The organism is Mesorhizobium sp. PAMC28654, from assembly GCF_020616515.1.
Classification (GTDB): domain Bacteria; phylum Pseudomonadota; class Alphaproteobacteria; order Rhizobiales; family Rhizobiaceae; genus Mesorhizobium.
On sequence record NZ_CP085135.1, the window covers coordinates 6,344,023 to 6,364,705 of the forward strand.

At 61.4% G+C, this 20,683-nt stretch carries 25 protein-coding genes and 1 riboswitch; of the genes, 17 read left to right on the forward strand and 8 right to left on the reverse strand.

Features of this window, described 5'->3' with window-relative positions; all coding sequences use genetic code 11:
• Positions 1-91 precede the first annotated feature (91 nt).
• The 5 genes from LGH82_RS31445 (at position 92) to LGH82_RS31465 (ending at position 2,013) form a co-directional block, all read left to right on the forward strand.
• On the forward strand, positions 92-958 hold the full coding sequence (locus LGH82_RS31445; protein WP_227346411.1) for a glycoside hydrolase family 19 protein: 867 nt from the start codon (positions 92-94) through the stop codon (positions 956-958).
• A 12-nt stretch (positions 959-970) separates the two neighbouring features.
• The gene (locus LGH82_RS31450; protein WP_227346412.1) at positions 971-1,174 is read left to right on the forward strand and encodes a hypothetical protein; all 204 of its coding nucleotides are present in this window, start codon (positions 971-973) and stop codon (positions 1,172-1,174) included.
• 94 nt (positions 1,175-1,268) lie between these two features.
• Positions 1,269-1,508, forward strand: a complete 240-nt coding sequence (locus LGH82_RS31455; RefSeq protein WP_227346413.1) for an ABC transporter permease — start codon at positions 1,269-1,271, stop codon at positions 1,506-1,508.
• Complete coding sequence (locus LGH82_RS31460) at positions 1,493-1,693, forward strand: hypothetical protein (RefSeq protein WP_227346414.1); 201 nt, start codon at positions 1,493-1,495, stop codon at positions 1,691-1,693. Before LGH82_RS31455 ends, LGH82_RS31460 begins: the two co-directional genes overlap by 16 nt.
• On the forward strand, positions 1,690-2,013 hold the full coding sequence (locus tag LGH82_RS31465) for a hypothetical protein (protein WP_227346415.1): 324 nt from the start codon (positions 1,690-1,692) through the stop codon (positions 2,011-2,013). The genes LGH82_RS31460 and LGH82_RS31465 overlap by 4 nt, the downstream gene beginning before the upstream one ends.
• A gap of 97 nt (positions 2,014-2,110) precedes the next feature.
• On the opposite strand, the gene LGH82_RS31470 is transcribed toward LGH82_RS31465, so the two are convergent.
• The 4 genes from LGH82_RS31470 to LGH82_RS31485 all read right to left on the reverse strand — a co-directional run bounded on the left by LGH82_RS31470 (position 2,111) and on the right by LGH82_RS31485 (position 4,883).
• A complete protein-coding gene (locus LGH82_RS31470; RefSeq protein ID WP_227346416.1) occupies positions 2,111-2,980 on the reverse strand; it encodes a hypothetical protein in 870 nt (289 codons plus the stop codon).
• A gap of 87 nt (positions 2,981-3,067) precedes the next feature.
• Complete coding sequence (locus LGH82_RS31475; RefSeq protein ID WP_227346417.1) at positions 3,068-3,493, reverse strand: hypothetical protein; 426 nt, start codon at positions 3,491-3,493, stop codon at positions 3,068-3,070.
• A 50-nt stretch (positions 3,494-3,543) separates the two neighbouring features.
• On the reverse strand, positions 3,544-4,245 hold the full coding sequence (locus tag LGH82_RS31480; protein ID WP_227346418.1) for a hypothetical protein: 702 nt from the start codon (positions 4,243-4,245) through the stop codon (positions 3,544-3,546).
• Positions 4,246-4,313: 68 nt separating this feature from the next.
• Positions 4,314-4,883: a DUF4337 domain-containing protein gene (locus LGH82_RS31485; RefSeq protein WP_227346419.1), complete on the reverse strand. Its 570-nt coding sequence runs from the start codon at positions 4,881-4,883 to the stop codon at positions 4,314-4,316.
• Between the two features lie 322 nt (positions 4,884-5,205).
• Here LGH82_RS31485 and LGH82_RS31490 point away from each other — a divergent pair, with 322 nt between their 5' ends.
• The 4 genes from LGH82_RS31490 (at position 5,206) to msrA (ending at position 8,153) form a co-directional block, all read left to right on the forward strand.
• A complete protein-coding gene (locus LGH82_RS31490; RefSeq protein WP_227346420.1) occupies positions 5,206-6,762 on the forward strand; it encodes a glycosyltransferase family 39 protein in 1,557 nt (518 codons plus the stop codon).
• A 91-nt stretch (positions 6,763-6,853) separates the two neighbouring features.
• Positions 6,854-7,078 carry a hypothetical protein gene (locus tag LGH82_RS31495; RefSeq protein WP_227346421.1) on the forward strand — a complete coding sequence of 75 codons (225 nt, stop codon included), beginning with the start codon at positions 6,854-6,856 and terminating at the stop codon, positions 7,076-7,078.
• A gap of 32 nt (positions 7,079-7,110) precedes the next feature.
• On the forward strand, positions 7,111-7,422 hold the full coding sequence (locus LGH82_RS31500; RefSeq protein ID WP_227346422.1) for a hypothetical protein: 312 nt from the start codon (positions 7,111-7,113) through the stop codon (positions 7,420-7,422).
• Positions 7,423-7,634: 212 nt separating this feature from the next.
• Positions 7,635-8,153 carry a peptide-methionine (S)-S-oxide reductase MsrA gene (gene msrA, locus LGH82_RS31505; RefSeq protein ID WP_227346423.1) on the forward strand — a complete coding sequence of 173 codons (519 nt, stop codon included), beginning with the start codon at positions 7,635-7,637 and terminating at the stop codon, positions 8,151-8,153.
• A 93-nt stretch (positions 8,154-8,246) separates the two neighbouring features.
• On the opposite strand, the gene LGH82_RS31510 is transcribed toward msrA, so the two are convergent.
• The gene (locus tag LGH82_RS31510) at positions 8,247-8,579 is read right to left on the reverse strand and encodes a hypothetical protein (RefSeq protein WP_227346424.1); all 333 of its coding nucleotides are present in this window, start codon (positions 8,577-8,579) and stop codon (positions 8,247-8,249) included.
• Positions 8,580-8,883: 304 nt separating this feature from the next.
• Positions 8,884-8,997: riboswitch (TPP riboswitch) on the forward strand.
• Here LGH82_RS31510 and LGH82_RS31515 point away from each other — a divergent pair.
• The 6 genes from LGH82_RS31515 (at position 8,988) to LGH82_RS31540 (ending at position 13,614) form a co-directional block, all read left to right on the forward strand.
• Entirely contained in the window at positions 8,988-9,596 is a 609-nt protein-coding gene (locus tag LGH82_RS31515) for a Ykof family thiamine-binding protein (RefSeq protein ID WP_227346425.1), read from the forward strand. It overlaps the preceding riboswitch by 10 nt.
• 88 nt (positions 9,597-9,684) lie before the next feature.
• Positions 9,685-10,458 (forward strand): ABC transporter permease, encoded by a 774-nt coding sequence (locus LGH82_RS31520; protein WP_413771485.1) that lies wholly within the window; start codon positions 9,685-9,687, stop codon positions 10,456-10,458.
• Entirely contained in the window at positions 10,455-11,216 is a 762-nt protein-coding gene (locus LGH82_RS31525) for an ABC transporter ATP-binding protein (RefSeq protein ID WP_227346427.1), read from the forward strand. The genes LGH82_RS31520 and LGH82_RS31525 overlap by 4 nt, the downstream gene beginning before the upstream one ends.
• A gap of 2 nt (positions 11,217-11,218) precedes the next feature.
• Positions 11,219-12,241 (forward strand): ABC transporter substrate-binding protein, encoded by a 1,023-nt coding sequence (locus LGH82_RS31530; protein ID WP_227346429.1) that lies wholly within the window; start codon positions 11,219-11,221, stop codon positions 12,239-12,241.
• 346 nt (positions 12,242-12,587) lie between these two features.
• Positions 12,588-12,725: a hypothetical protein gene (locus tag LGH82_RS31535; RefSeq protein ID WP_227346430.1), complete on the forward strand. Its 138-nt coding sequence runs from the start codon at positions 12,588-12,590 to the stop codon at positions 12,723-12,725.
• A 202-nt stretch (positions 12,726-12,927) separates the two neighbouring features.
• Positions 12,928-13,614, forward strand: coding sequence for a methyltransferase family protein (locus tag LGH82_RS31540; RefSeq protein WP_227346432.1), 687 nt, complete (start codon positions 12,928-12,930; stop codon positions 13,612-13,614).
• A 214-nt stretch (positions 13,615-13,828) separates the two neighbouring features.
• On the opposite strand, the gene mprF is transcribed toward LGH82_RS31540, so the two are convergent.
• Positions 13,829-16,420 (reverse strand): bifunctional lysylphosphatidylglycerol flippase/synthetase MprF, encoded by a 2,592-nt coding sequence (gene mprF, locus LGH82_RS31545; protein ID WP_413771486.1) that lies wholly within the window; start codon positions 16,418-16,420, stop codon positions 13,829-13,831.
• Positions 16,421-16,726: 306 nt separating this feature from the next.
• Positions 16,727-18,379, reverse strand: a complete 1,653-nt coding sequence (locus LGH82_RS31550) for an ATP-binding protein (protein WP_227346434.1) — start codon at positions 18,377-18,379, stop codon at positions 16,727-16,729.
• A 28-nt stretch (positions 18,380-18,407) separates the two neighbouring features.
• On the opposite strand from LGH82_RS31550, the gene LGH82_RS31555 reads away from it, so the two are divergent.
• A protein-coding gene (locus LGH82_RS31555) for an IS630 family transposase (protein WP_227343924.1) occupies positions 18,408-19,356 on the forward strand; the annotation gives its coding sequence in 2 pieces (ribosomal slippage) (positions 18,408-18,751 and positions 18,750-19,356; 951 coding nt in all).
• On the opposite strand, the gene LGH82_RS31560 is transcribed toward LGH82_RS31555, so the two are convergent.
• Positions 19,301-19,651, reverse strand: coding sequence for a CHASE3 domain-containing protein (locus tag LGH82_RS31560; protein WP_227346435.1), 351 nt, complete (start codon positions 19,649-19,651; stop codon positions 19,301-19,303). The two genes, LGH82_RS31555 and LGH82_RS31560, sit on opposite strands and share 56 nt — an antisense overlap.
• 252 nt (positions 19,652-19,903) lie before the next feature.
• Between LGH82_RS31560 and LGH82_RS31565 the strand changes: the two genes are divergently transcribed.
• Complete coding sequence (locus tag LGH82_RS31565; protein ID WP_227346436.1) at positions 19,904-20,635, forward strand: hypothetical protein; 732 nt, start codon at positions 19,904-19,906, stop codon at positions 20,633-20,635.
• Positions 20,636-20,683 lie beyond the last annotated feature (48 nt).

Below are 20,683 nucleotides of genomic sequence, written 5' to 3' on the forward strand. Positions count from 1 at the left end.
CGGACAATGCGAAAGTAGTTCGTCTTTGAGATTCCCATCGGCCCACCCGCCGGCGCCGACCATAGCCAAGCATCATCCGAAAGGAAAACCCATGGACCGTGGCTTCGCGAGCCAACTGGCGCAGCTATGCCCGAATGCGTCGAAGGCGATCATCACCGGCATTGTCGACAACGCCTATCTGCTTGACCGGGCCGGTATCAACACGCCGATCCGCTTGCGCCATTTCTTCGCCCGCGTGTGCGTCGAAACCGGAGGGCTGCGGAGCCTCGAGGAAAACCTGAACTATTCGGCAAAGCGCGCCAGCGAGGTGTGGCCCTCACGGTTTCCGACTTCGGCTGCGGCAAAGCCTTTCGCCAACGCTCCTGTAAAGCTGGCGGAAAAGGTCTACGGCGGCCGGCTCGGGAACTTCAAGCCCGGCGACGGATGGGCCTATCGCGGCTCTGGGCTGCTGCAGAATACTGGCCGTGAGAATTTCGAAGAGGTCGAGGCCGCGACTGGTTTGCCTGTGACGGCCAACCCTGAACTGCTGCGTACCTTCCCGGGCGCACTGCGGGCGGCAACGATCTACTGGACGAAGCGCAACATCAATGCGCTTGCCGACAACAACGACACGACCGGCGTCTGCAAGGTCGTGAACGGCGGCACGACCGGGTTGGCCGACCAAAGGACATGGTTGGCCAAGGCCGCCAAGGTGTGGCCGGATGGCGCTGTCGTATCGTTCCCCGCCGCGCCCGCGAAGCAGGCCGCCTCGCCAGCGCCCGTCCAGCCTGCTTCGCCTCGGCAGACGCCAGCGCCAGCCGGCCCTATGCCGCCCGTGGCTGTGCCAGCGCCTTCCAATTCCTCACCAGCGCCACGCAGCAGCAAGCCCGCGGCCGCCGCCGGCCTTCTCGCCATCATCGGGACAGCCATAGCCATGCGCTGGCACGAAATCACCACCTGGGTTCACTCATTCTTTTGAAAGGGCATCACCATGGCCGCTGTCATTGTTCGAATCGCGCTCCGGTACTTGGCCGGCATCCTTGTCGCTCGCGGGCTTCTGTCCGCTGACGAGGGCGGCACGTTCTCGGCTGATCCGGATATCCAGATGCTGGTGGAAACCGGGGCCGGTGTTGCCCTCGGCGCCATATCCGAGTGCTGGTACTGGCTCGCCCATCGCTTCGGGTGGGCGAAATGAAGGAGCTTTTCACCGCCTATATCAGTGCCGCGCTGCCTTACGCCATTGGCGGCAGTGTCGGGTTTATCGCTGGCGTGATCATTGGGTGGCTGCTGTGAGCGCAATCGTTGCCTTCCTTCTCGGCAATCCGGCCATACTCGCGCTCGGCGCGGCCATCGTCGGCGGGCTCGGTTTCGGCTTTCAGCAGCGACTGGCCGGCGCAAAGGCCGAACGCGTCAGGCAGGCGACCGCAGAAGCCGCCACGCGGGACATTGCCGACCAGGTCCAGAACGACATAGGGGCATTGCCAGCCGATGCTGCCCGCGAGGAGCTGAGATCATGGACAAGGGACTGAGCGTCCTCGCAATCGTGATGTTCCTGGCGCTGGCCGGCTGCACCACGGCCAAGGGAAGTTTTTGCGCGATCTCGAGCCCAATTCGGCTCTCCTCGTCCGCCGTCGATGCGTTGTCGGACGCCGAGGTGAAAGCGATGCTCGCGCACAATCGCAAGGGTCAGGCGCTGTGTGGGTGGGCGCCATGATCCACGAGTTTCTCGATGCTCTCGGCATCAAGGCGCCGGTGGTGGTCGCCGGCCTTTCCGGCGGCATCTTGCGGGCCCTGTCGCGCCATCGCTACAAGCTGCGCGAAATGGTGGCGTCACCCATCTGCGGCGCCCTGGCGGCCGCCTATCTGACACTGCCCGTCGTGCAGTACTTCCGCGCCACCGGCCTGCCGCTCGCCGACGACGACACCACCACGCTGGCCGCCGCCTTCCTCATCGGCGTCTCCGCCATGTGGATTTCAGACATTGTGTTCGAGGTGATCGTGCGCAGGTTCAAGCCGGGAGCGGAGGACGGATAGAATTGGTCGCGCTGACGCGAGATTGGAAACGCGGGCTTCTTGCTCGCCTTCATTCGTCAAATCATCTGGTCGAACGGTTTGGTTGGCGCCGCAAGACTCACTTCTTCGTGGCGGGCTTGGCCTTTGCCGCCGCGCTGCCTTTCGGCTCGTGCGAATGCGAATGTGCCAGCATCGTCTTCAGTTGGCCCTTGATCCTGGCGTGCATGCCGGGCTTGTCGACGCCCTTGGGCTGAACACCTTTCTCGATGTCTTGAGCCATCCGCTCCAGAAGGTCCGTGTCGTGTTCGTCACGATAGGGTTTCAGGTCGAGATCGGCAGGCACCTTCGTCAGCCGCTCGTCGTCCATCTTCTTTACGTATTTCTGCATGAAGCGGTCATATTCGCGCCAGGAGATGCCCGCCGCGCGCACAGCGGCTTCCTCGGCCCGCGTGGCGATCTGGTGGGCGTGCAGATAGTGCAGGTCCAGTTGGTCGATAAGTGTCTTCTCGACCTCCTCGTGCAACAGCAGGAAGCGGTCGGTGTTGATCGTCCGGCCCTTGTACTGCCATTCGTTCGGCATGTGCCGGTCGATATAGATCGTCTTGCCGTCCTTCGAATAGCCGGCGAGGTAGGGGATGTCGTGATTGCGGTCGAGGTTCTTGACCTTGCGCGCCACGGCGTCAAGCGCCCGGTCCATCATCAGGCTCGACACGTACCAGTTGGGGATGCGCAGCTTCTTGTGCGGTGCAGTCGGGTGGCAGTAGTCGAACGCCATGGGTTCCTCCCCCTCGTGAATCGTCGGGATGATAGTGCGCCCCTTCCAGGCATCATCCAATTCGCAACTGCGTGACTCGGCGGCAACAACATCCTGGGCGGCAATGCCGTCTCGAACATTCTGAACGACAACAAGACCAACGTTGTTGGAGGTTTTCTGAGCGGGGTCGGCGTCAACCTGCTTGGCGGCAATGTCTACAAGGTCGGCAGGCATAGGCAAGCTGTCCCGGCACGCTCCCTGGGGAAATCAAAAAAGGCCCGTCCGGTTCGCCGGGCGGGCCTTTTTTGCGTTCGGGCACCACTATCCGAATATCTCCTCAAGGTCATCGTCAGCTCCCGGGATCCTGACGCGAAATCTCTTCAGCAGCCAGAAGGCTGAAATGCCTGTGATGAACAGGTTGAGGAGAACGCCGTGCATGATCCAGAAGGGCGGCGCCTTCATGTCGTATGTATGAACAAGCAGGTTTGCGCCGCTGCTGATCAGGAAAGACAATGCAAGGTCGAGCAGATAGATGCCGGTGAAGACGGCCAATCGAGGGACGAACCTTGTTCTCGGCGCAATCATCGCCACCACAATCGAGACAAGAGCCCCGCGCATCAAGGGCCCCGTCACCAGACGGCGTAGCGGAAGCCAGAAGTATGCACTGCTCCTAATTACAACAAGGCTGACAGACCAAGTCAACGACAACGCCAGGAGGTTGAGCAACAATCGCTTGAACCAGGTCATTGTCATTCTTCGAGCACGCTCTCCAGCAATTCGCTTCGGCGAACGCCAGCCTATGTCAGAATATTCACCGCGCGCGCGGCCACAAGCGCAATCGTCAGCAGCGAGATCATCGCCTCGGCCATCATCAGCAGCTTGGCGCGCGGGGAGAGCGGCATGGTGTCGGTAGGCGAGAATGCCGTTGCATTGGTGAAGGCGAGGAAGACATAGTCGACGAAGCCCGGCAGCCAGTTGCGCAGGTCGCTATCGTTCAACGTCATTTGCGGAAACAGGAAATCGGACTGGGCGCGTTTGACCAGGCCGCAGGTCGGCGGGCCGCCGCGGTCTGTGCTCCAGAACCATAGCGCGAAGACGATGACGTTGGTGACCCAGATGTTCAGGGCGTCGACCAGAAGGGTGGTTCCGCCGCCCGCATGGCCCGCCAGCAGAGCGCGCACCAGCAGGAACAGCGAACCGCAATTCATGATGCTGATGACGCCGGTCATGACCAGGGCGGCCCTGCGGATCAGCACGCGAAACTCGCCGATCGAGCGCCATTGATGATCCTGGGCGGCTTTTCTAGCCTCGGCCTGTGTCCAGGCTGTTGCCACCGACAAGGGTACCAGCAGCGCCGTTTCCAGCGCCGGCGCCAGCCAGCGCGGCCCGAAGGACAGATCGTTGATGACCAGAAGCTGCAGGCAGATGATCACCAGCACGGCCGCGCGCGCCAGCCAGAAGTCGAGGGCACGATGGTGGATGACGGCATGCTGGCTCATCGCAGGATCCTGTGAATGGGAAAATCTTGATGAAGGGGAATCTCGAAGGCGGCGTGGGCCGATGTCGATCAGACGTAGGCGAAGCCTGCCGCGACGAGACCCAATGCGCCCAGAACCAGCGAACCAATCCACGGCCAGCGCTTGCCGTGCATGATGATGGACAGCGTCGCGACGGCAATGGAGATGTGCAGCACGGTTACCGCGAATGTCAGGACATGGTGCCGTTGGGCATGGACGTCGCTGTCGCGCAGCTTGTCGTCGACCTGTTTCTCATAGTCCTGCGCCTTGGACTGTATGTCGGCGCTGTCGGTCTCGTTGCGCTTGGCGTTGGCCTGAAACTGAGCGGCGGCGGGGCCGCCCATGGCGGCGGCGATTTCATAGCTGTTCTTCTTGATGCTCTTGGCCTGGAAGAAACTCCACTGGTCGCTCGCCTTGTTCTGCAGATAGGCGGCTTCGCTCTTGTCGTTGATCGTATCCGCGGTCTCCAGCGACTCAAAGCTGCCGACGGTCGCCGCCAGAACAGCGAGAACAGCTATGGTGACCGAGACGGTGGTCAGAAAGGGGTTGCCCTCGTGCTCGGCATGTTCTGCATGCTCGGCGTTTTCGAGATGCTCCTGAGTGGCGTCTTCCATTGCCATTTTTTTTGCCTGGATTCGCGGTTAAAGTCAGCGTCGCGCGGCAATCTCAGCTGCAATCTTGGTTTTGCGATGGTGGTAGTATTATACATTTCCGTAAGGTTTGAACGGCATGTATTGCCCCGGTGGGGTGTGCCGCAAGGCGAGAAAAGGCTGGCTTTGACCAATGGGCGGCGGCATCCAGCCCGGTACGGCAAGGTTTGGAGGGCAGTCGCCGCTCGAACGTTTGGTGTTCTCCCGCTGGCTCCGGCCGCAAGTCTATGCCATAGGCACAGCCGTAAACCCGCCCGGTGCGATCCAAACGCGACATGAAATCGAAGACTCCATGAGCAAGTGGCTGCCGGCAGACGTGCCCGTTGCGCAAGACACGCATACCCTATCGACCCTGTCCGTCATGTCACGCCATCCCGCCTATATGCTGGCGCTTCTGTGCGCGATGCAGATTGTCTTTTGGACGGCGTTGCCGGCGCTGGTGGCGGTTGCGCCCCCCGGCGATGTTGTCGAGGGGTTCATGTGGGGGCGCGAATGGGTGCTTTTGACCTACAAGCATCCGCAGCTTCCTGCATGGCTGCTCGAGACCGCCCATCTCCTGACCGGGTCGTTCCGCTGGCCACAATATCTCCTGAGCCAGTTGGTTGTTACGTCGACCTTCATATTCGTCTATCTGCTAGCGCGCGACATCCTCGGCTCCAGGCGTGCGCTGGCCGCTGTGCTGTTGATGCCGTCGATCTACTTTTTTGGCTGGCCAACGCCACAATTCAATCACGACTATGCGCAGATGCCATTCTGGGCGGCCATCTGCTGGCTGTTGTGGCGCGGCACCACCAGAAACGGGCCCGGCTGGTGGCTTGCGCTCGGACTGGTCGCGGGCGTCGCAATCTACGCCAAGTTCTCCACCGGCCTGTTGCTGATGTTCGGCGGGCTATGGCTTCTTTATGATGCACGCGCCCGTAGCCGGCTTGCCACGCCGTGGCCGTGGCTCGCACTCGCGGTTTTCCTGGCTGTCATCACGCCAGTCATTATCGCGCTTTTCCGCATGGACTTTCTGCCCTTTTCCTACGTCGCAAATCGGGATTCGTGGGTCATGGCGAACCGCGCGCGCCTCTATTACATCGGCGTGCAATGTGCGGCGCTTGTCGGGTTCTTCGCCGTGCTCGCCATATCCGGCCTGTTGCGGCGAGGGACGGCTCCGGAGACCGATGCGACTCGCGAGCCGCCAATCGAACGTCGCGCGCTTGTCTATGTGCTGTGGATGGGGATTGGGCCCGCGATCCTCATCATGATCGCTTCGCTGTTTTCCGGCATCGGTGAGGCCTGGGGAGCGCCGATGTACAATCTGGTCGGCGTGGTTGCCATTGCTCTTCTCGGTCACCGGCTCGGCAGTCGCGAGATGCGCTCGCTGATGGTCTGTTCGGCGGCTTGCATCGTCGTGATGTCCAGCGCCTATGCGGGTATCCGCTGGTCGAGCTGCAATCTGTTCGACCACTTGCAGCCTGTCTGTTGGCCCTCGCAAGCGATTTCAGACGAGGCGGAAGCCTATTGGCACGAAAAGGTGCAGGCGCCGCTCGGCATCGTCGGCGGCGAGACCGGCGTGGCCATGGTCGCCGGCCTGAAAGCCTACGACAAACCCTCGATCTTCACCGATCTCAACATGCAGTTTGCGCCTTGGATCACCCCGCAACGATTACAGGAACAGGGCATATTGATGGTCTGGCCGGGCAAAGGCGCACCGCCGCCTGAAGTCGAGGCGTGGGTGAAGAACCTTCCGGTCAAGACGGTTCTTTTCGACTGGTCGCTCAAGGGTCCACCGGTGCCTGTCAGCTTCGTGGCCATTCCACCGGGAACGCCCGAGCTGCCGATCGCAGCAAGCCGGGGAAAATGACGAGTCGCCAGTTCAAGGGCGCGACCACAGATCAAGCGCTCCGAGGCAGCCAGATGTTCCTGAGATCCAACTGGCCGTCGCAATATCCGCGATGGCCGGGTCCGCCTTGGCCGGCAGCCAGACCGTCAAGACGAAATGCGACAAGACGATCACCAACGATTTCTGGAACGCCGCCAGGATACCGGCGCGATTTCCGCACGCTGCCACGCAATACACAGTCTGGCTGCTGCAAGTAACACATTGTCCCGAACCTGCCATCTTCCGCCTGTTCTGGGTCGGTAATCAAATTTTGCGCCAAGCATCGGTATCTGTGTGATTGCCCACCATATGGAAACGGCTTGATCGCGGATGGGTTTCTTGCTGATGGTGGGCAAGGTTAAGCTTTCTTCAGGGATCAACCGGAAAGACTGGCGGCAACAGGCTCTTGTCGTGGGACTGGAACGAAACCGCGGCTGTTTCGTTGCGACAATCAGAGTGACAATTGGGCAAAAAGACCAAATGGGGTGGGTAATGAGCGACATCCAAAAGATCGTATTGATGATTTTGGCGGCGCTGGTGGCGATTTCCCTGATCGTGTTTGCCAACGACCGATTGAAGCACAGGGTTGACTACGCCCAGCGGCCCGCGGCCGCCGATGATGCGTCCGGCGGATCAATGTAGAAATGTAGAGGAGCCAGCCGGCCGTCCCCCGCGTCTGCGATCATGGCATCTGTCTCCGCGCCCGCCTCGGCTTCCGCCGGGGCGATTTTTTCGTGTTTTGGCGCCGGCGAAGCGATGGCCTCTCGCTCGCATGCTTTCATCTCCAGCCTTTGAACGACTGGACGAAGGCCGCGACAATGCCCATTTATGTGGAAATCCAAAGGAGACGTGATATGGCGACTTCGACCGAACGCGCGGTTCTTGCCGGCGGCTGTTTCTGGGGCATGCAGGATTTGATACGACGCTATCCCGGCGTCATTTCCACTCGCGTCGGCTATAGCGGCGGTGATGTGCCCAATGCCACCTACGGCAACCATGGCACCCATGCCGAAGCCATCGAGATCACCTTCGATCCGAACCGGATCAGCTATCGCACGCTGCTGGAATCCTTCTTTCAAATCCACGACCCGACGACGCGCAACCGCCAGGGCAACGATGTCGGAATGAGCTATCGCTCGGCGATCTACTACACCAGAGATGAGCAGAAGCGCGTTGCCGAGGACACCATTGCCGATGTCGACGCATCTGGCCTATGGCCCGGCAAGGTCGTCACCGAAGTCGCGCCAGTCGGCGCCTTCTGGGAGGCGGAGCCGGAGCACCAGGATTATCTGGAGAAATATCCCAATGGCTATACCTGTCATTTCGCCAGGCCGGGCTGGAAGCTGCCGGTCCGGGAAAAGGCCGTATCGTAAGCTTTGTTGAACGGGACGCGGCGCATGGCGCTTGAACAATAAGGCCGTGGAGCGGGTGCTCCACGGCCTTATTCAATTTACCGCATATGATGACTAGTTGCCACAGTTGCTACCAGCGACGGTCGGCTCCGCGGTGCCCTGAGATGTCCCGGATGCGCTCGTCTGGCTGTCACGCGGGCTGGTCGGGCAGTTCTGGTCGGCGTTCAAATTCGTGCCGGTCATGCCGGTCGTGCTGTTGGTTGCATTCGGATCAATAGAATCCGGCACGGTCGTGTTGGGCGAAGCCGGTGTTACCGGATTGACCGTAACTGACTTGCCGCTACCATTTCCATCACTGCCAGCGCCATTGGTGCCCGTGCTTTGCGCCATCGCTGACGTAGCCAGGCCGATCGTGAGAACAGAAGCTGCGAGGATTTTCATGAACATGATCGTTCTCCATTTCTGTAAGTTCTTAGCGTTGCGACTGGTGGGACAACCTCCCGATCCGGTGAAGGTTCCCCGAATAATGTCACCGATTGCGGGATGCTTGCTGGGGCAATGGAAGGTTGAATGGGGGAAGGAGGACAGCTACGGCACGATCCGAGGCAGTCGGGAGATGGCGGGGACGGAGATAGTCGAGCCTCTGCCGCGGCCGTCCGGCGAGAGATCGCAGCCGGGCGGCCGCAGCCATGCATTGCAAGCCAGCTTTCAAGAAAACGCTTTCGCAATCGCTCGAATGGTGCTTTAAGGCGCCTATCCACAGGGGTGCTCCGTACGGTCGGGGCTGAGACGGGGGCGGCAAGCTCTCAAACCCTAGAAGCTGATCTGGGTAATACCAGCGGAGCGAGGCGGGCTATGTTTTCAGGCGCACAGATTTCCCTATATCCGATGACCGACGATTTCGTCGGTGTCATCCTTGGCGCGCTCGGCGCTCTCGATCCCTACCGCGACAGGCTCAGGATCGAGACCGACGATATCTCGACCTTGCTGGTCGGGCCGCCCGAAGTGCTGTTTCCAGCCATGCGCGACCTGTTCGTGGCGGCGGCGGCCAGCGGCAAGCATTGCGTGCTTTCGGCGGCGATTTCGCGCGGCTGCCCCGGCGAGCCAGATGATCCGATCTGCCGTTCCGACGCCCTCGGCGGGCCGGTCGGGCCACTCAGCCTGCGCAAGGAGGCGGCAATCGCGGCGGTGCGCGAAGCCGATGTCACCGGCCAGCCGGTGGCGGTGCAGTTCTCGCTCTATGTGATGGGCACCGGCGACCACATGGACGAAATCTACGGCTGCATCGACTTCCTCAAGCAATCGGGCGTCTTCGACCGTTCCAAGCATTTCTGCACCAGATTGCGCGGCGACGCCGGTGCTGTGTTCTCGACGCTGAACGAGGCCTTCTGCAGGTTCGGACCGGGCGCCGGCCACGTAACCCTCGACGTCACGGTCTCGGCCAACAGCCCGACGGCTGTCTGACGCCGCCAGCGCATTCGCGCCGTTTCGCTAGAGGTTTTGTGCCGTGCCCGGTTTATCAGACGCCCGCTCACGCGGGTTCACAGGCGCCATTGCCAAGGCTGCACCGGCCGTCGTTTCGGTCGGCGCGCTGCTGGTGGCATGGGAACTCTACGCCCGCTTCTCCGGTATCAGGCCGACGACGCTGCCGGCGCCCTCGCGTGTCTTCGAACAGGCGATGCTGAACCGCGACGCGCTGATGGAAAACACCATTCCCACCATCCGCGCCACACTGCTCGGCTTTGCCTGTTCGCTGAGCACCGCTTTCGTCTTGTCGATGCTCATCGATTTCTATCGTCCGCTGCGACGGGCGCTGTTTCCGGTCTTCATCGTCAGCCAGACCTTGCCGCTGGTCGCCATCGCGCCGCTGGTCGTGCTGTGGTTTGGCTTCGGGCTCGCGCCCAAGATCCTGCTGGTGGCGCTGGTCACCTTCTTTCCGATGCTGGTGGCCTTGGTGCAGGGCTATGAGGCGACAGAGATGGAGATCAGCCAGATGCTCCGATCCATGGGGGCAGGGCGCTGGCGGATCTTTCTCTTGGCCCGGCTGCCCTCGGCGCTGCCCTATTTCTTCGCGGGCTTGAAGATTTCCATCACCTATGCGGTGGTCGGCGCGATCTTCGCCGAATATGCCGGCGCGGCGAAGGGGCTGGGCATCTACATGCTGTCAGCCAAGAACAATTTCCGTCCCGATCTGGTGCTGGCCGCCGTCGCGGTTAGCGCTGTGCTGACGCTGATTTTGTTCGGGCTGACGGCACTTGTCCAGCGCCTTGTCATGCCCTGGGAACGGGCAGGCGAGGCGCGTCATGCCGGAGAGGAGCCGTCATGACACGGCTCGAGTTGCGCAATATCAGCAAGCGCTTCGGCAACCTTGATGTGCTGGCTGATATTTCACTCAATGTGAGGGCGGGCGAATTCGTTTCCATCCTCGGTCCGTCGGGCGCCGGGAAATCCACGATCTTCCAGCTGCTGACCGGCGGGCTGGACGGCGCGGTCGGAGAGCTGCTGTTCGATGGTGCGCCGCTTGACGACCATGGCCGCCACTTTGCCTTCATGCCGCAGCGTGACGCACTGATGCCGTGGCGGCGCATCATCGACAACACGACGCTCGGCCTCGAGGTGCAAGGCGTCGGCCGCAAGGCGGCCCGCGCCCGTGTCGAACCGCTGTTTGCGGAATTCGGGCTGGCCGGTTTCGAACGGCATTATCCGGCACAACTGTCCGGCGGCATGCGCCAGCGCGCGGCACTTCTGCGCACGGTCGTGCAGGAGCGCGACATGCTGCTGCTCGACGAGCCCTTCGGCGCGCTCGACGCGCTCACCAGAACCAGCATGCAGCGCTGGCTGGAACAGATGTGGCGGCATCATCGCTGGACGGCGCTGCTCATCACCCACGATGTGCGCGAAGCGGTGTTCCTGTCCGATCGCATCTATGTGCTTTCGGCGCGGCCGGCCCGAATTGTCAGCGAGATCAAGGTGCCGCTGCCGCGCCCGCGCGATTTCAATGACAACATGGCGCGTCAAGCCGGGGCACTCGAAGCCGAAATCCTCGACATCATTCTCAACCCACGGACCTCTCAAAGGACATGACGATGACTGATTTCACGCGCCGACAGGCCTTGTTGCTGACACTCGCCACCGGCCTTGCCGGGACTTCCCGATCCTTCGCGCAGTCGGCGGCGCCGTCCGCGCAAAAGGTCACCGTCGCGCTCGACTGGACCGTCAACACCAATCACATCGGCCTGTTCATCGCCCGCGACAAAGGCTTTTACGCCGATGCCGGCCTGCAGGCCGAGATCCTGCCCTATGGCGATACCGGTTCGGGTACGCTGGTCAGCAATCGCATCGCCGATTTCGGCATCGGCGGGGCGCTGGGCCTCTTCACCCAGAAAGCCGCCGGCGCCGACCTGAAAGCCGTCTATGCCGTCGTTCAGCACGAGACGGGTCGGGTGGTCTTCAGTGCCGCGCGCAGCGAAATCAAAAGCCCGAAAGACCTCGACGGCCTCATCTATGGCGGTTTCGGCAGCGCCTGGGAGGACGCGCTGATCTCGACCATCATCCGCCATGATGGCGGCAAGGGCACATTCCAGACGGTGACGCTCGGCACGTCCGCCTATGAGGCGCTGGCCAACGGCTCGGTCGATTTCACGTTGGAAGTGTCGACCTGGGAAGGCGTCGACGCCGAACTGAGGGGCATGAAGCAGCACAGCTTCCGTTATGCCGACTATGGCGTGCCCGACGAGCACACCACCTTCATCGCCTCCAGCGAGGTCTATCTGGCGGCAAACCCGAAGATCGCCTCTGCCTTCGTCCAGGCAACGCGGCGCGGCTATCAGTTTGCCGTCGACCATCCCGATGAGGCTGCCGCCCTCTTGATATCAGCGAACAAGGACGCGCTGACCAATCCCGCCCTGATCCAGGCGTCGCTGAAGGCGCTTATCGATGGACACTATCTGCGCGGCGAAAGCGGCATCATCGGCACGATCGACAAGGCCAAGATCGATGCGATGGGGGGATATCTGTTTTCCTCCGGAATCCTGCGCGATGCCGATGGTAACGCGCTGAAGCAAAAGCCTGACTTTTCTGGCTATTTCAGCAACATTTACCTCGGGTAGGGCATGCAGGCCGGGCTGGAGAAGCAGGGCGGTTTTTGACGCGCCGGCCTGGTTCGCCATTCATCGACAACGGCGAGTTCCAGCGAATGCCTTGCAATCCAGCCCCGCGTCAAACCAATCGACGGGTTTGCGCACGCGCGCGCCCAACTTGTCTTTTGCCGGTTCTCCCCCCGAAACCTTCAGCCGCTCCCACGATTTTCTCGCAAGGGTCGATGCCCCGAACCGATCGAAACGTGATCCGTGCCGTTGTGGTGGCCGGTATCATGGCTGGCCCGATCCAGCCGGTTGCAGGCGTCGCCGGCATCTATTAAAGGGCGGATATCGTCAGGAGATAGGGGAGGCCGGAATGGCTGAATTTGACAATGACAAGCGCTCCGATGCCGAGAGAAAGGCCGCGGTCCGGCATTCCCTCATCGGATGGGGCATGTTTATCGTGGGGACGGTGGTGTTCTTCGCCGTCGCCGACGCTGTGCTGATGCCCTAGTCAGAATGCTTGACACATTGGCTGCGAGCGCCCGCGCCATGGCGTGGGTCGGATCGCTGTTGGCTTGCGGAGCCTTCTTGGCAAAAGAAGCCCGCTTCAACAGAATACATCGCCTTATTTCGATCCGGGCCGGATCGGTTAACCCGACAGCAACGCTAACGTGCAACGGTCACTTCGAGGGTCCACCCTGGGGGTAGCCGCGTTGCTCATTTCAAAAAATCCAGCTCTGCCGGATGTCGGGCAGAAGCGAACGCTGACGGAAGCGCGAAAGCGCGAAATCATAACGGACGTGCGCGAAGCTCTGTTTCGCACCGCCACCCTGCTCGTAGCCGGGTTCTTCGTCTATCGCGGCGTCTATCATCTGGTTATTGATCCTACCCGTCTCAACGTCCTGTTGCTGACGATTTCGGAGACGCTCACCTTCGTCTGGCTGCTGTTGTCACGCCGGCCGTCGGTTCGCGACTGGAACCCGCTCACCGTCGTCGTGACGATGTTCGCCAGCTTTGGCGTAGGCTTCGTCATCCTGGATCCAGGCGTTGCCATCATTCCGCTTTATGTCGCCGCTCCGTTGCAGTTCCTGGCGTTGTGGGTCGTCATCTGGGGAAAGGTGTCGCTCGGCCGATCCTTCGCCCTCCTGCCGGCAAATCGTGGCGTGGTGACTGGCGGCGCCTACCGGTGGGTGCGGCATCCGATCTACGGCGGCTACCTGATAGGCCACTGCCTGTTCCTGCTGTCGAGTTTTTCCCTGTTCAATCTCACGGTCTACTCCTTGGTCACTTGCATGCAACTTCATCGCATCCTGCGTGAGGAAGCTATCCTTGCCAGGACGCCAGAGTACCAAGACTATATGAGCCGGGTCCGCTACAGGCTGTTTTACGGGATATTCTGATAGCGACAAAGCCAAGCAAGCGTTCGGCAAAAGACCCGCTCCTGTGAAACAAGGGCGGGTCCTTGCATTTCCGGCGGTGAGACATGTTGCCGGCTGCTCGCGTCACGGACGCGTACCACATCCTCGCTTGCATGCTGGCGGGAAGAATTCTTGCCAGCGCGGGGTAGCCACGGCCGTTCTCGTGAAATTCCTGGTCATCCGCGCAAGGTCCTCGTCATTTCCGGATGAGTTCCAGCGGGCTGCCACTGATCAGCGCGGTGACGTCGAACAGGGAACGGATGGAGTCCAGTCCCGGCGGGCAGACAAGATAATGCGGCGTCCACACCGGATCGAACTTGTCTTTGAATGCCTTCAATCCGTCGAAGCGATAGAGGCTCTGGCCGCGCCGGTAGAGAAAGGACCCGAAACGGTTCCAGCGCGAGGCAAGCCGGCTGGCGGAAAGGCCGGAGAGGGGAGCCGCGCCCAGGTTGAACCAGCGGTAGCCCTGCGCCTTGCCGTGAAGCAGCACCCTGGTCAGCAGTGCGTCCATGACGATCTTGGGCGCATCCGGCACATGGCGCATCAGATCGATGGTCAGTTCGCTCTTGTCGGCACTACCCCACAGATTGGCGAAGGCGATGATCCGATCCTGCCGGCGGATGACGGCGATGTCGAATTTGCTGAGATAATCGTCCTCGAAATAGCCTAGCGAAAAGCTTTTTTCGCTTCCCGCCTTCATTTTGAGCCAGGCATCCGACACGGCCCGCAACTCGCCAAGTAGCGGTGGGACGTCGTATGCCTTGACGACCTTGAAGACCAAGCCGTCCTTTTCGGCTCGGCGATCGGCGTAGCGCAAGGGCTGGCGGCGGGCGCCATCAAGGTTGAACGCCGCGAGATCGACGCGGGCGACTTCGCCGAGCTTCAGCGCGACCAGGCCCATGTCGAGATACATGGGCAGATGCTCTGGCCCGACGCCATAGAAGGCGGTGCGGACGGCCGAACGATCGGCAAGGTCGTGAAAGGCCCAGGCGAGATCGGTGTCGCCTTCGATCGGACCGATGGGGCCGCCGAGCGCGATAAGGCTGCCACCGGAGCGTGCGTACATGATGAAGCCGCGGCCGTCCGGTGACATCAGGAACTGCTTGTCGCCAAGCATGGCCAGGGCCGCATGGGTGACGTTCGAGGAGGCGACGATGGCGCCGACGGCTGGAGGGATCTCGATGCGTTGCTTGCGGTCGATGGCATTTCGATTGACGGCGGTGTGGAGCGCGGCGGCCGCCGTCGCGATCAGGATCACGATGCTGGCGCGCAGGAAGCGGGGCGCGTCACCGTCAACGGCGAACTGCCAGAAGAGCTGGTGGGAGTATTCGACGTTGCGGTAGCTGAAGAAGCCGAGCCAGATCGAGATCGCGACGATGCTGATGACGCTGGCCAGCCAGCCCCATGACAAGGGGCCGACGCCTTCGATCGGACGGCGATAGAAGGATGTGCGGAAACCGATCAGGATTGCCGACATGGCGAGGAGAACCATGGCGTCTTCCCAGTCCAGGCCCTTGCCGATCGAGAAGACGGCTCCCAGGATGAAGAGGATCAGCGAAGCCGCCCAGGCCTGCTGAAGCCGGCGCGCGAGGCCTCGTGCCAGGATCAGCATGGCGATGCCGACGAAACTCGCGGCAAGATGCGAGACTTCTATGAAGGGAAGCGGCAACAGGTCGGACAGAAGGTCCAGGCGCTCAGTGGCACCTGGAATGGAGCTCGACAGCAACAGCATGATGCCGCCGAAGAAGGTCGTGGCGGCGATAAGTGGCGGAACCAGCGGTTCTAGGATGCGCCCAGCAGAGCGCACGCGCTGCGAGACATGGGCATGGCTGGCGTAGATCTCGAACGCCAGGACGCCGACGATCGCCACCAGGAACGGCAAAAGCGTATAGATGATCCGGAATGCCAGGAGTGCCGCGACGGCGTCCGGGTTGCTGCCAAGGCCAAGGCCGGCGATCATCGAGGCCTCGAAGGCGCCCAGCCCGCCGGGCGCATGGCTGGCGATGCCGATGATGGTCGCCATCACAAACACCAGCGCGAACACCGCCGGGCTGGTGGTGACCGTGTCGGGCATCAGGACATAAAGCGTTCCGGCGGCGGCGCAGACATCGACCAGTCCGGCGGCTATCTGCGTCAGCGCGCCGCGTGAATTGGGCAGCCGGATAGAGATCTTTCCGACCGTGAGCGTGCGCTCGCCGCGTGACAGCCAACCGACCAGGAAGCCGATCGCCAGGATCAGCAGGATGCCAAGCGCGAGACCGAGGCGTGGATCGAGTTGGTCGATGAACGGCGTGCGGGCGGGATCGAGCACCAGGCCAAGGGCGATCATGACGGTGAACGCGAACCAGATCGCCAGCCATGACGTGCCGATGATCCGGCCGATATCGGAGAGCGCAATGCCTTCGCCGGCATAGATGCGATAGCGCAGCATGCCGCCGGTCAGCAGCGAGAAGCCGAGCGCGTTGGAGATGGCGCAACCGGCGGCGCCGACTGTTGCCGACACAATCCTTGGAATGCGACCGGGCGCGATCGTCTCGACGGCCACCACGTCATAGAAGGCGATGGCGGCGAAGCTGACCACCGTCAGCGCAAGCGCCATCATGAGGTGCTTGCCGGGAATGTTTGCCGCCGATTCCAGCACATGGTCGAGAGAAAGATCGCTGAGGAATCGTTGCAATACGATGACCGTGATAGCCGCGATCGCCACGCCTGCGACGGGCATGGCAAAATGCTGGTAACGGCTCCAGAAGCCAAACATCTGGCGGCGCGCATCGGGCCCGCGCAGCATATCGGCCTTCGGACCCGGATCGCTCGGGACTGTCAGCTCGGGTTTTGACGTCATCTTGCGAAATAGTTCCCTGGGTCTTGTCGAAAATTGAGTTTGCTTAAGGCGGTCGACGGCAATTTCAACTGCATTATGAGCGGAAGCTAACGAACCGCCTGGCGGTGGATAGCGCCGCATGTGTGTCGGCGGTATGACCGAGACACAGTTTCATCGGAATTCGTCGGAACGTTTATGCCGCCGCGAAGGCAGCGGTGCGAGGCTAAGACTGCAAGATTGCGGGCCAATCCGTACGGACCGTGCCGAGGAGGTCTATTTCTCCCGGTCCAGCACGTCGCGAAGCTTTGCGGCCAACTGGTCGATGGTGAAGGGCTTGGCCAGGAAGTGCACGTCGTGGTCGAGCACGCCATTGTGCACGACAGCGTTCCTCGTGAAGCCGGTGGTGAAGATCACCTTCAGTCCGGGCATCCGTGCCGTCGCCTCTTCCGCGAGTTTGCGGCCGTTCATCGCTGGCATGACGATGTCGGTGAAAATCAGCGCGATGGCGGGGTTCTCGCCAAGCTTGCGCAGCGCTTCCTCGCCACTGCCGGCGTGGATGACGGTGTAGCCGAGCTCGCGGACCGCATCGGTGGTCGAGACGCGGACACGCTCGTCGTCCTCGACCACGAGGATGGTCTCGGTCGCCGGACGTGCGGCTGTTTCGGCCGGGCCGTCGGGCGAGGCTGCCCCTTCGGCGCCGAAGAAGCGGGGCATGTAGATCCGCACCGTCGTGCCTTCCCCGGGTTCGGAATAGATCTTCACGTGGCCGCCGGACTGTTTGACGAAGCCGAACACCTGGCTCAAGCCAAGGCCAGTGCCCTTGTTGACGCCCTTGGTGGTGAAAAAGGGTTCGAACGCCTTGGCCATGATTTCCGGCGACATGCCCGTACCAGTGTCGGTGACGGCGATCATCACATATTGGCCGGCGGCCACTTCCGTATGCGAGGAGGCGTAATTGTCGTCCAGATGGCTGTTGGCGGTTTCTATCGTCAGCTTGCCGCCGTCGCCCATGGCGTCGCGCGCGTTGACGGCGAGGTTGAGGATGGCGTTCTCGACCTGGCTCGGGTCGGCATGGGTCTTCCACAGACCGCCGGCCAGAACCGTTTCGATGCGGATTGTTTCGCCCAGCGCCCGACGCAGCAGGTCGGACATGCCGGTCAACAGGCGGTTGGCGTCGACGACCTGCGGAGCCAGCGGCTGCTGACGTGAAAAGGCGAGTAGCCGCGCCGTCAGATTCGCGGCGCGCGTTGCGGCGTCGGTCGCCGCCTCGACGAATTTCAGGATGTCGTGCTCGCCGCGCGCCAGTTTTCGCTGGGCAAGGTTCATCGCGCTGATGATGATGGCCAGCATGTTGTTGAAGTCGTGCGCGATGCCGCCGGTCAATTGACCGACTGCTTCCATCTTCTGCATCTGGCGTATCTGTGATTCAGCCTTCTCACGCGTCCGGATTTCGCTGGTGAGCGCGATGTTCTTCCTGTGCAATTCATCCTGGGCAAGGAACACCTCGCGGAAGCGGCGACGGGATTCTCGGATCGTGTAGACGCCGAGCAGGAAAATCGCCAGCAACGCGGCGAAGGAGCCGATGCGCAGCCAACTCTCGACCTGATCCGTGCGGACATAGCGGGCCTGCAAGGTTGCCCCGCCATCGCGCCTGATGGCATCGAGGCTGGCCCGGATATGATCCATCGCGGCCTTGCCTCGGTCGCTGAGCACAATCTCCAGGGCCTTTGCCTTGTCACCGGCGTCGTAGAACCTGATCGTTTCCGCCAACTCCGCCAGTTTTTGCGAGAGCGCATTCTTGACGCCGGCGATCTGTTCCATCCGGGCATCATCGCCCGCGGTCATCTCGTCGATCCGGGCTAGAGCAAAATCCGAGCGGATAGAATCGATAGGGGTTTCGTTGGGATTGGAAATCTGATTCAGCATATCTGCTGGATTCGGAGGCCGGCATGGCATGGCGAAATCCTTATCGGAAGATTTGCGGGCTCGGGTGGTCGCAGCGGTTGATGGCGGCCTGTCGCGACGGGCGGCAGCGGCGCGATTTGGCGTGGCGGCGGCAAGCTCGGTGCGTTGGGTCCGGGAATGGCGCGAGACCGGAGCCACCTGCGCAAAGCCGCAGGGCGGCGACAGGCGGTCCCACCGCGTTGAAGCGTATCGCGACATCATCCTGGCGGCGATCGAGAGGCGGGTGGACATCACGCTGGTCGAACTCGCCGAGTTGCTGCGACAGGAGCATGGCGCGTCGTTTGCGACGAGCACGATCTGGCGGTTTCTCGATCGTCACTCCATGACCTTCAAAAAAAACGGCGCACGCCAGCGAGCAGGAGCGGCCAGACGTGGCGGCGCGACGAAACGCCTGGTTCGACGCCCAGCCCGATCTTGATCCCGAGCATCTGGTCTTCATCGACGAGACCGGAGCCTCGACAAAGATGGCTCGACTGCGGGGGCGCACGAAGCGCGGGATGCGGTGCCGATCGCCAATCCCGCATGGCCATTGGAAGACGACGACGTTCACCGGCGCCCTGCGCCTCACTGGCATGACCGCGCCAATGGTCCTGGACGGCCCGATGACTGGCGAATGGTTTGTCGCCTATGTCGAGCAGGTTCTCGTGCCGACGCTGCGGCCCGACGATGTCGTGATCCTCGACAACCTGCCGGCGCACAAAAGCGCAGCCGCCCGTGTGGCGATCGAAGCAACCGGCGCAAGGATGATGTTCCTCCCGCCCTATTCCCCCGACTTCAACCCGATCGAGAACGCCTTTTCCAAGCTGAAATCGATTCTACGCAAAGCCGCCGCACGAACCGTCGCGGAATTGTGGGATACCATCAGCGCCGCACTGCCTTGCTTCACACCAACCGAGTGCGCCAACTACTTCGCCGCAACAGGATATGAGCCGGAATGATCAGATTCTGCTCTAGCTGTCCGGGCAAGGCATCAACAGCTTTCTGGTAAGGCTCCAGATAGGGCTTTTCTCCGGTCAGCAGGTAACCGCGCTGGCCGCTCTCGGCGTCTTGCGCCAGTGACAACAGGCCCGACAGCAATTGCTGATATTCGATTGCATCGCGGGCAGCCAGCCGGTTCGTGCTCTGGTTTTCGACCAGGATGGCGCGCGAGCCGACGATCAATGCCAGCATGGCGAAACCAATGATGAGCGGGAGCGATTGCCACCGCATGGCGCGCCGGAGTCTCGCGATCATATGCCCTGAACCAAAGGAATTCCCCGAAGGAAGCATGTGGTAAGCGGCGCCGCGACAGAACGCAAGGCATGGGCATCTTGTCATTATCGCGGGCGGATATGGCGCGGGTTCGGGCTAGCCCATTGATGAATAATCTGGTGGTGCAACCGAAAGCAACCCTGGATTGGATATTCCTGTATGTCAGTTGCATTTTCGATAATTCTGAATATATCGCAGTATCGGTGAAGGGAGATTAAGGATGGCTATAAGCATGTGAAAATAAACAATGTTTTTAGAAAATTATTATCTTCTGTTAAGAGCATGATTTTATCTTTTAATACCATCTCAAGCGGATGGCGGACCGTCTCGGAAACCGAATGGCTCCCTTGTACGTACTTCCATAGTGCAACCGGCGATGTACCGGCTGTTATGCGCAACTACAACAGGGAGAATGTTATGACCTTTACAATCAAAACAATCACCAGTGGGTTGGCAGGTGGTGCTGTTATCTTCATGCTTTCGATGCCCGTCAGCGCGGCAGGGCTTGGTGTAGGCGTTGGTGCGTCGGTCGGCGGTAGCGGTGGCATCAATGCCGGCGTTGGTGCGTCGGTTGGCGGCAGCGGTGGTATCAATGCAGGTGTAGGAGCCTCCGTTGGCGGTGCCAATGGCGTCAATGCCGGCGCCGGGGCAAATGTCGGCGGCACAGGCGGCGTTAGCGCGGGACTGGGTGCTGATGTCGGCGGCGCAGGCGGTATCGGCGTCGGCGCGGGTGTCGGCGTCGGCAATGGTGTCGGCGTTGGCGTTGGCGTTGGCGTCGGAACAGATCCTGGCGCCCCCGGAACGCCTAGCGCACCCGGAACTCCGGGTCGACTTACTACTGTCGTCGCCCAGATGTCGGATAGCCAGGTTGCGCGCATGAAAAAGCGTTGCGCCGATGTGTTGAGCGATTCCGGCGTGTATGACCGCGACTTGCGGCAGCTGTGCCTGCTGATCGCGCGTCGCTAGAGCAAAATCCGAGCGGATAGAATCGATAGGGGTTTCGTTGGGATTGGA

Excerpts from the sequence above, each read along its gene's own strand:
- LGH82_RS31445 (WP_227346411.1), top strand. The coding sequence starts at position 92 with ATGGACCGTGGCTTCGCGAGCCAACTGGCGCAGCTATGCCCGAATGCG.
- LGH82_RS31450 (WP_227346412.1), top strand. The coding sequence starts at position 971 with ATGGCCGCTGTCATTGTTCGAATCGCGCTCCGGTACTTGGCCGGCATC.
- LGH82_RS31460 (WP_227346414.1), top strand. The coding sequence starts at position 1,493 with ATGGACAAGGGACTGAGCGTCCTCGCAATCGTGATGTTCCTGGCGCTG.
- LGH82_RS31465 (WP_227346415.1), top strand. The coding sequence starts at position 1,690 with ATGATCCACGAGTTTCTCGATGCTCTCGGCATCAAGGCGCCGGTGGTG.
- LGH82_RS31470 (WP_227346416.1), bottom strand. The coding sequence starts at position 2,980 with ATGCCTGCCGACCTTGTAGACATTGCCGCCAAGCAGGTTGACGCCGAC.
- LGH82_RS31475 (WP_227346417.1), bottom strand. The coding sequence starts at position 3,493 with ATGACCTGGTTCAAGCGATTGTTGCTCAACCTCCTGGCGTTGTCGTTG.
- LGH82_RS31480 (WP_227346418.1), bottom strand. The coding sequence starts at position 4,245 with ATGAGCCAGCATGCCGTCATCCACCATCGTGCCCTCGACTTCTGGCTG.
- LGH82_RS31485 (WP_227346419.1), bottom strand. The coding sequence starts at position 4,883 with ATGGCAATGGAAGACGCCACTCAGGAGCATCTCGAAAACGCCGAGCAT.
- LGH82_RS31490 (WP_227346420.1), top strand. The coding sequence starts at position 5,206 with ATGAGCAAGTGGCTGCCGGCAGACGTGCCCGTTGCGCAAGACACGCAT.
- LGH82_RS31495 (WP_227346421.1), top strand. The coding sequence starts at position 6,854 with ATGGCCGGGTCCGCCTTGGCCGGCAGCCAGACCGTCAAGACGAAATGC.
- LGH82_RS31500 (WP_227346422.1), top strand. The coding sequence starts at position 7,111 with ATGGGTTTCTTGCTGATGGTGGGCAAGGTTAAGCTTTCTTCAGGGATC.
- msrA (WP_227346423.1), top strand. The coding sequence starts at position 7,635 with ATGGCGACTTCGACCGAACGCGCGGTTCTTGCCGGCGGCTGTTTCTGG.
- LGH82_RS31510 (WP_227346424.1), bottom strand. The coding sequence starts at position 8,579 with ATGTTCATGAAAATCCTCGCAGCTTCTGTTCTCACGATCGGCCTGGCT.
- LGH82_RS31515 (WP_227346425.1), top strand. The coding sequence starts at position 8,988 with ATGTTTTCAGGCGCACAGATTTCCCTATATCCGATGACCGACGATTTC.
- LGH82_RS31525 (WP_227346427.1), top strand. The coding sequence starts at position 10,455 with ATGACACGGCTCGAGTTGCGCAATATCAGCAAGCGCTTCGGCAACCTT.
- LGH82_RS31530 (WP_227346429.1), top strand. The coding sequence starts at position 11,219 with ATGACTGATTTCACGCGCCGACAGGCCTTGTTGCTGACACTCGCCACC.
- LGH82_RS31535 (WP_227346430.1), top strand. The coding sequence starts at position 12,588 with ATGGCTGAATTTGACAATGACAAGCGCTCCGATGCCGAGAGAAAGGCC.
- mprF (WP_413771486.1), bottom strand. The coding sequence starts at position 16,420 with ATGCTGCGCGGGCCCGATGCGCGCCGCCAGATGTTTGGCTTCTGGAGC.
- LGH82_RS31550 (WP_227346434.1), bottom strand. The coding sequence starts at position 18,379 with ATGCTGAATCAGATTTCCAATCCCAACGAAACCCCTATCGATTCTATC.
- LGH82_RS31560 (WP_227346435.1), bottom strand. The coding sequence starts at position 19,651 with ATGATCGCGAGACTCCGGCGCGCCATGCGGTGGCAATCGCTCCCGCTC.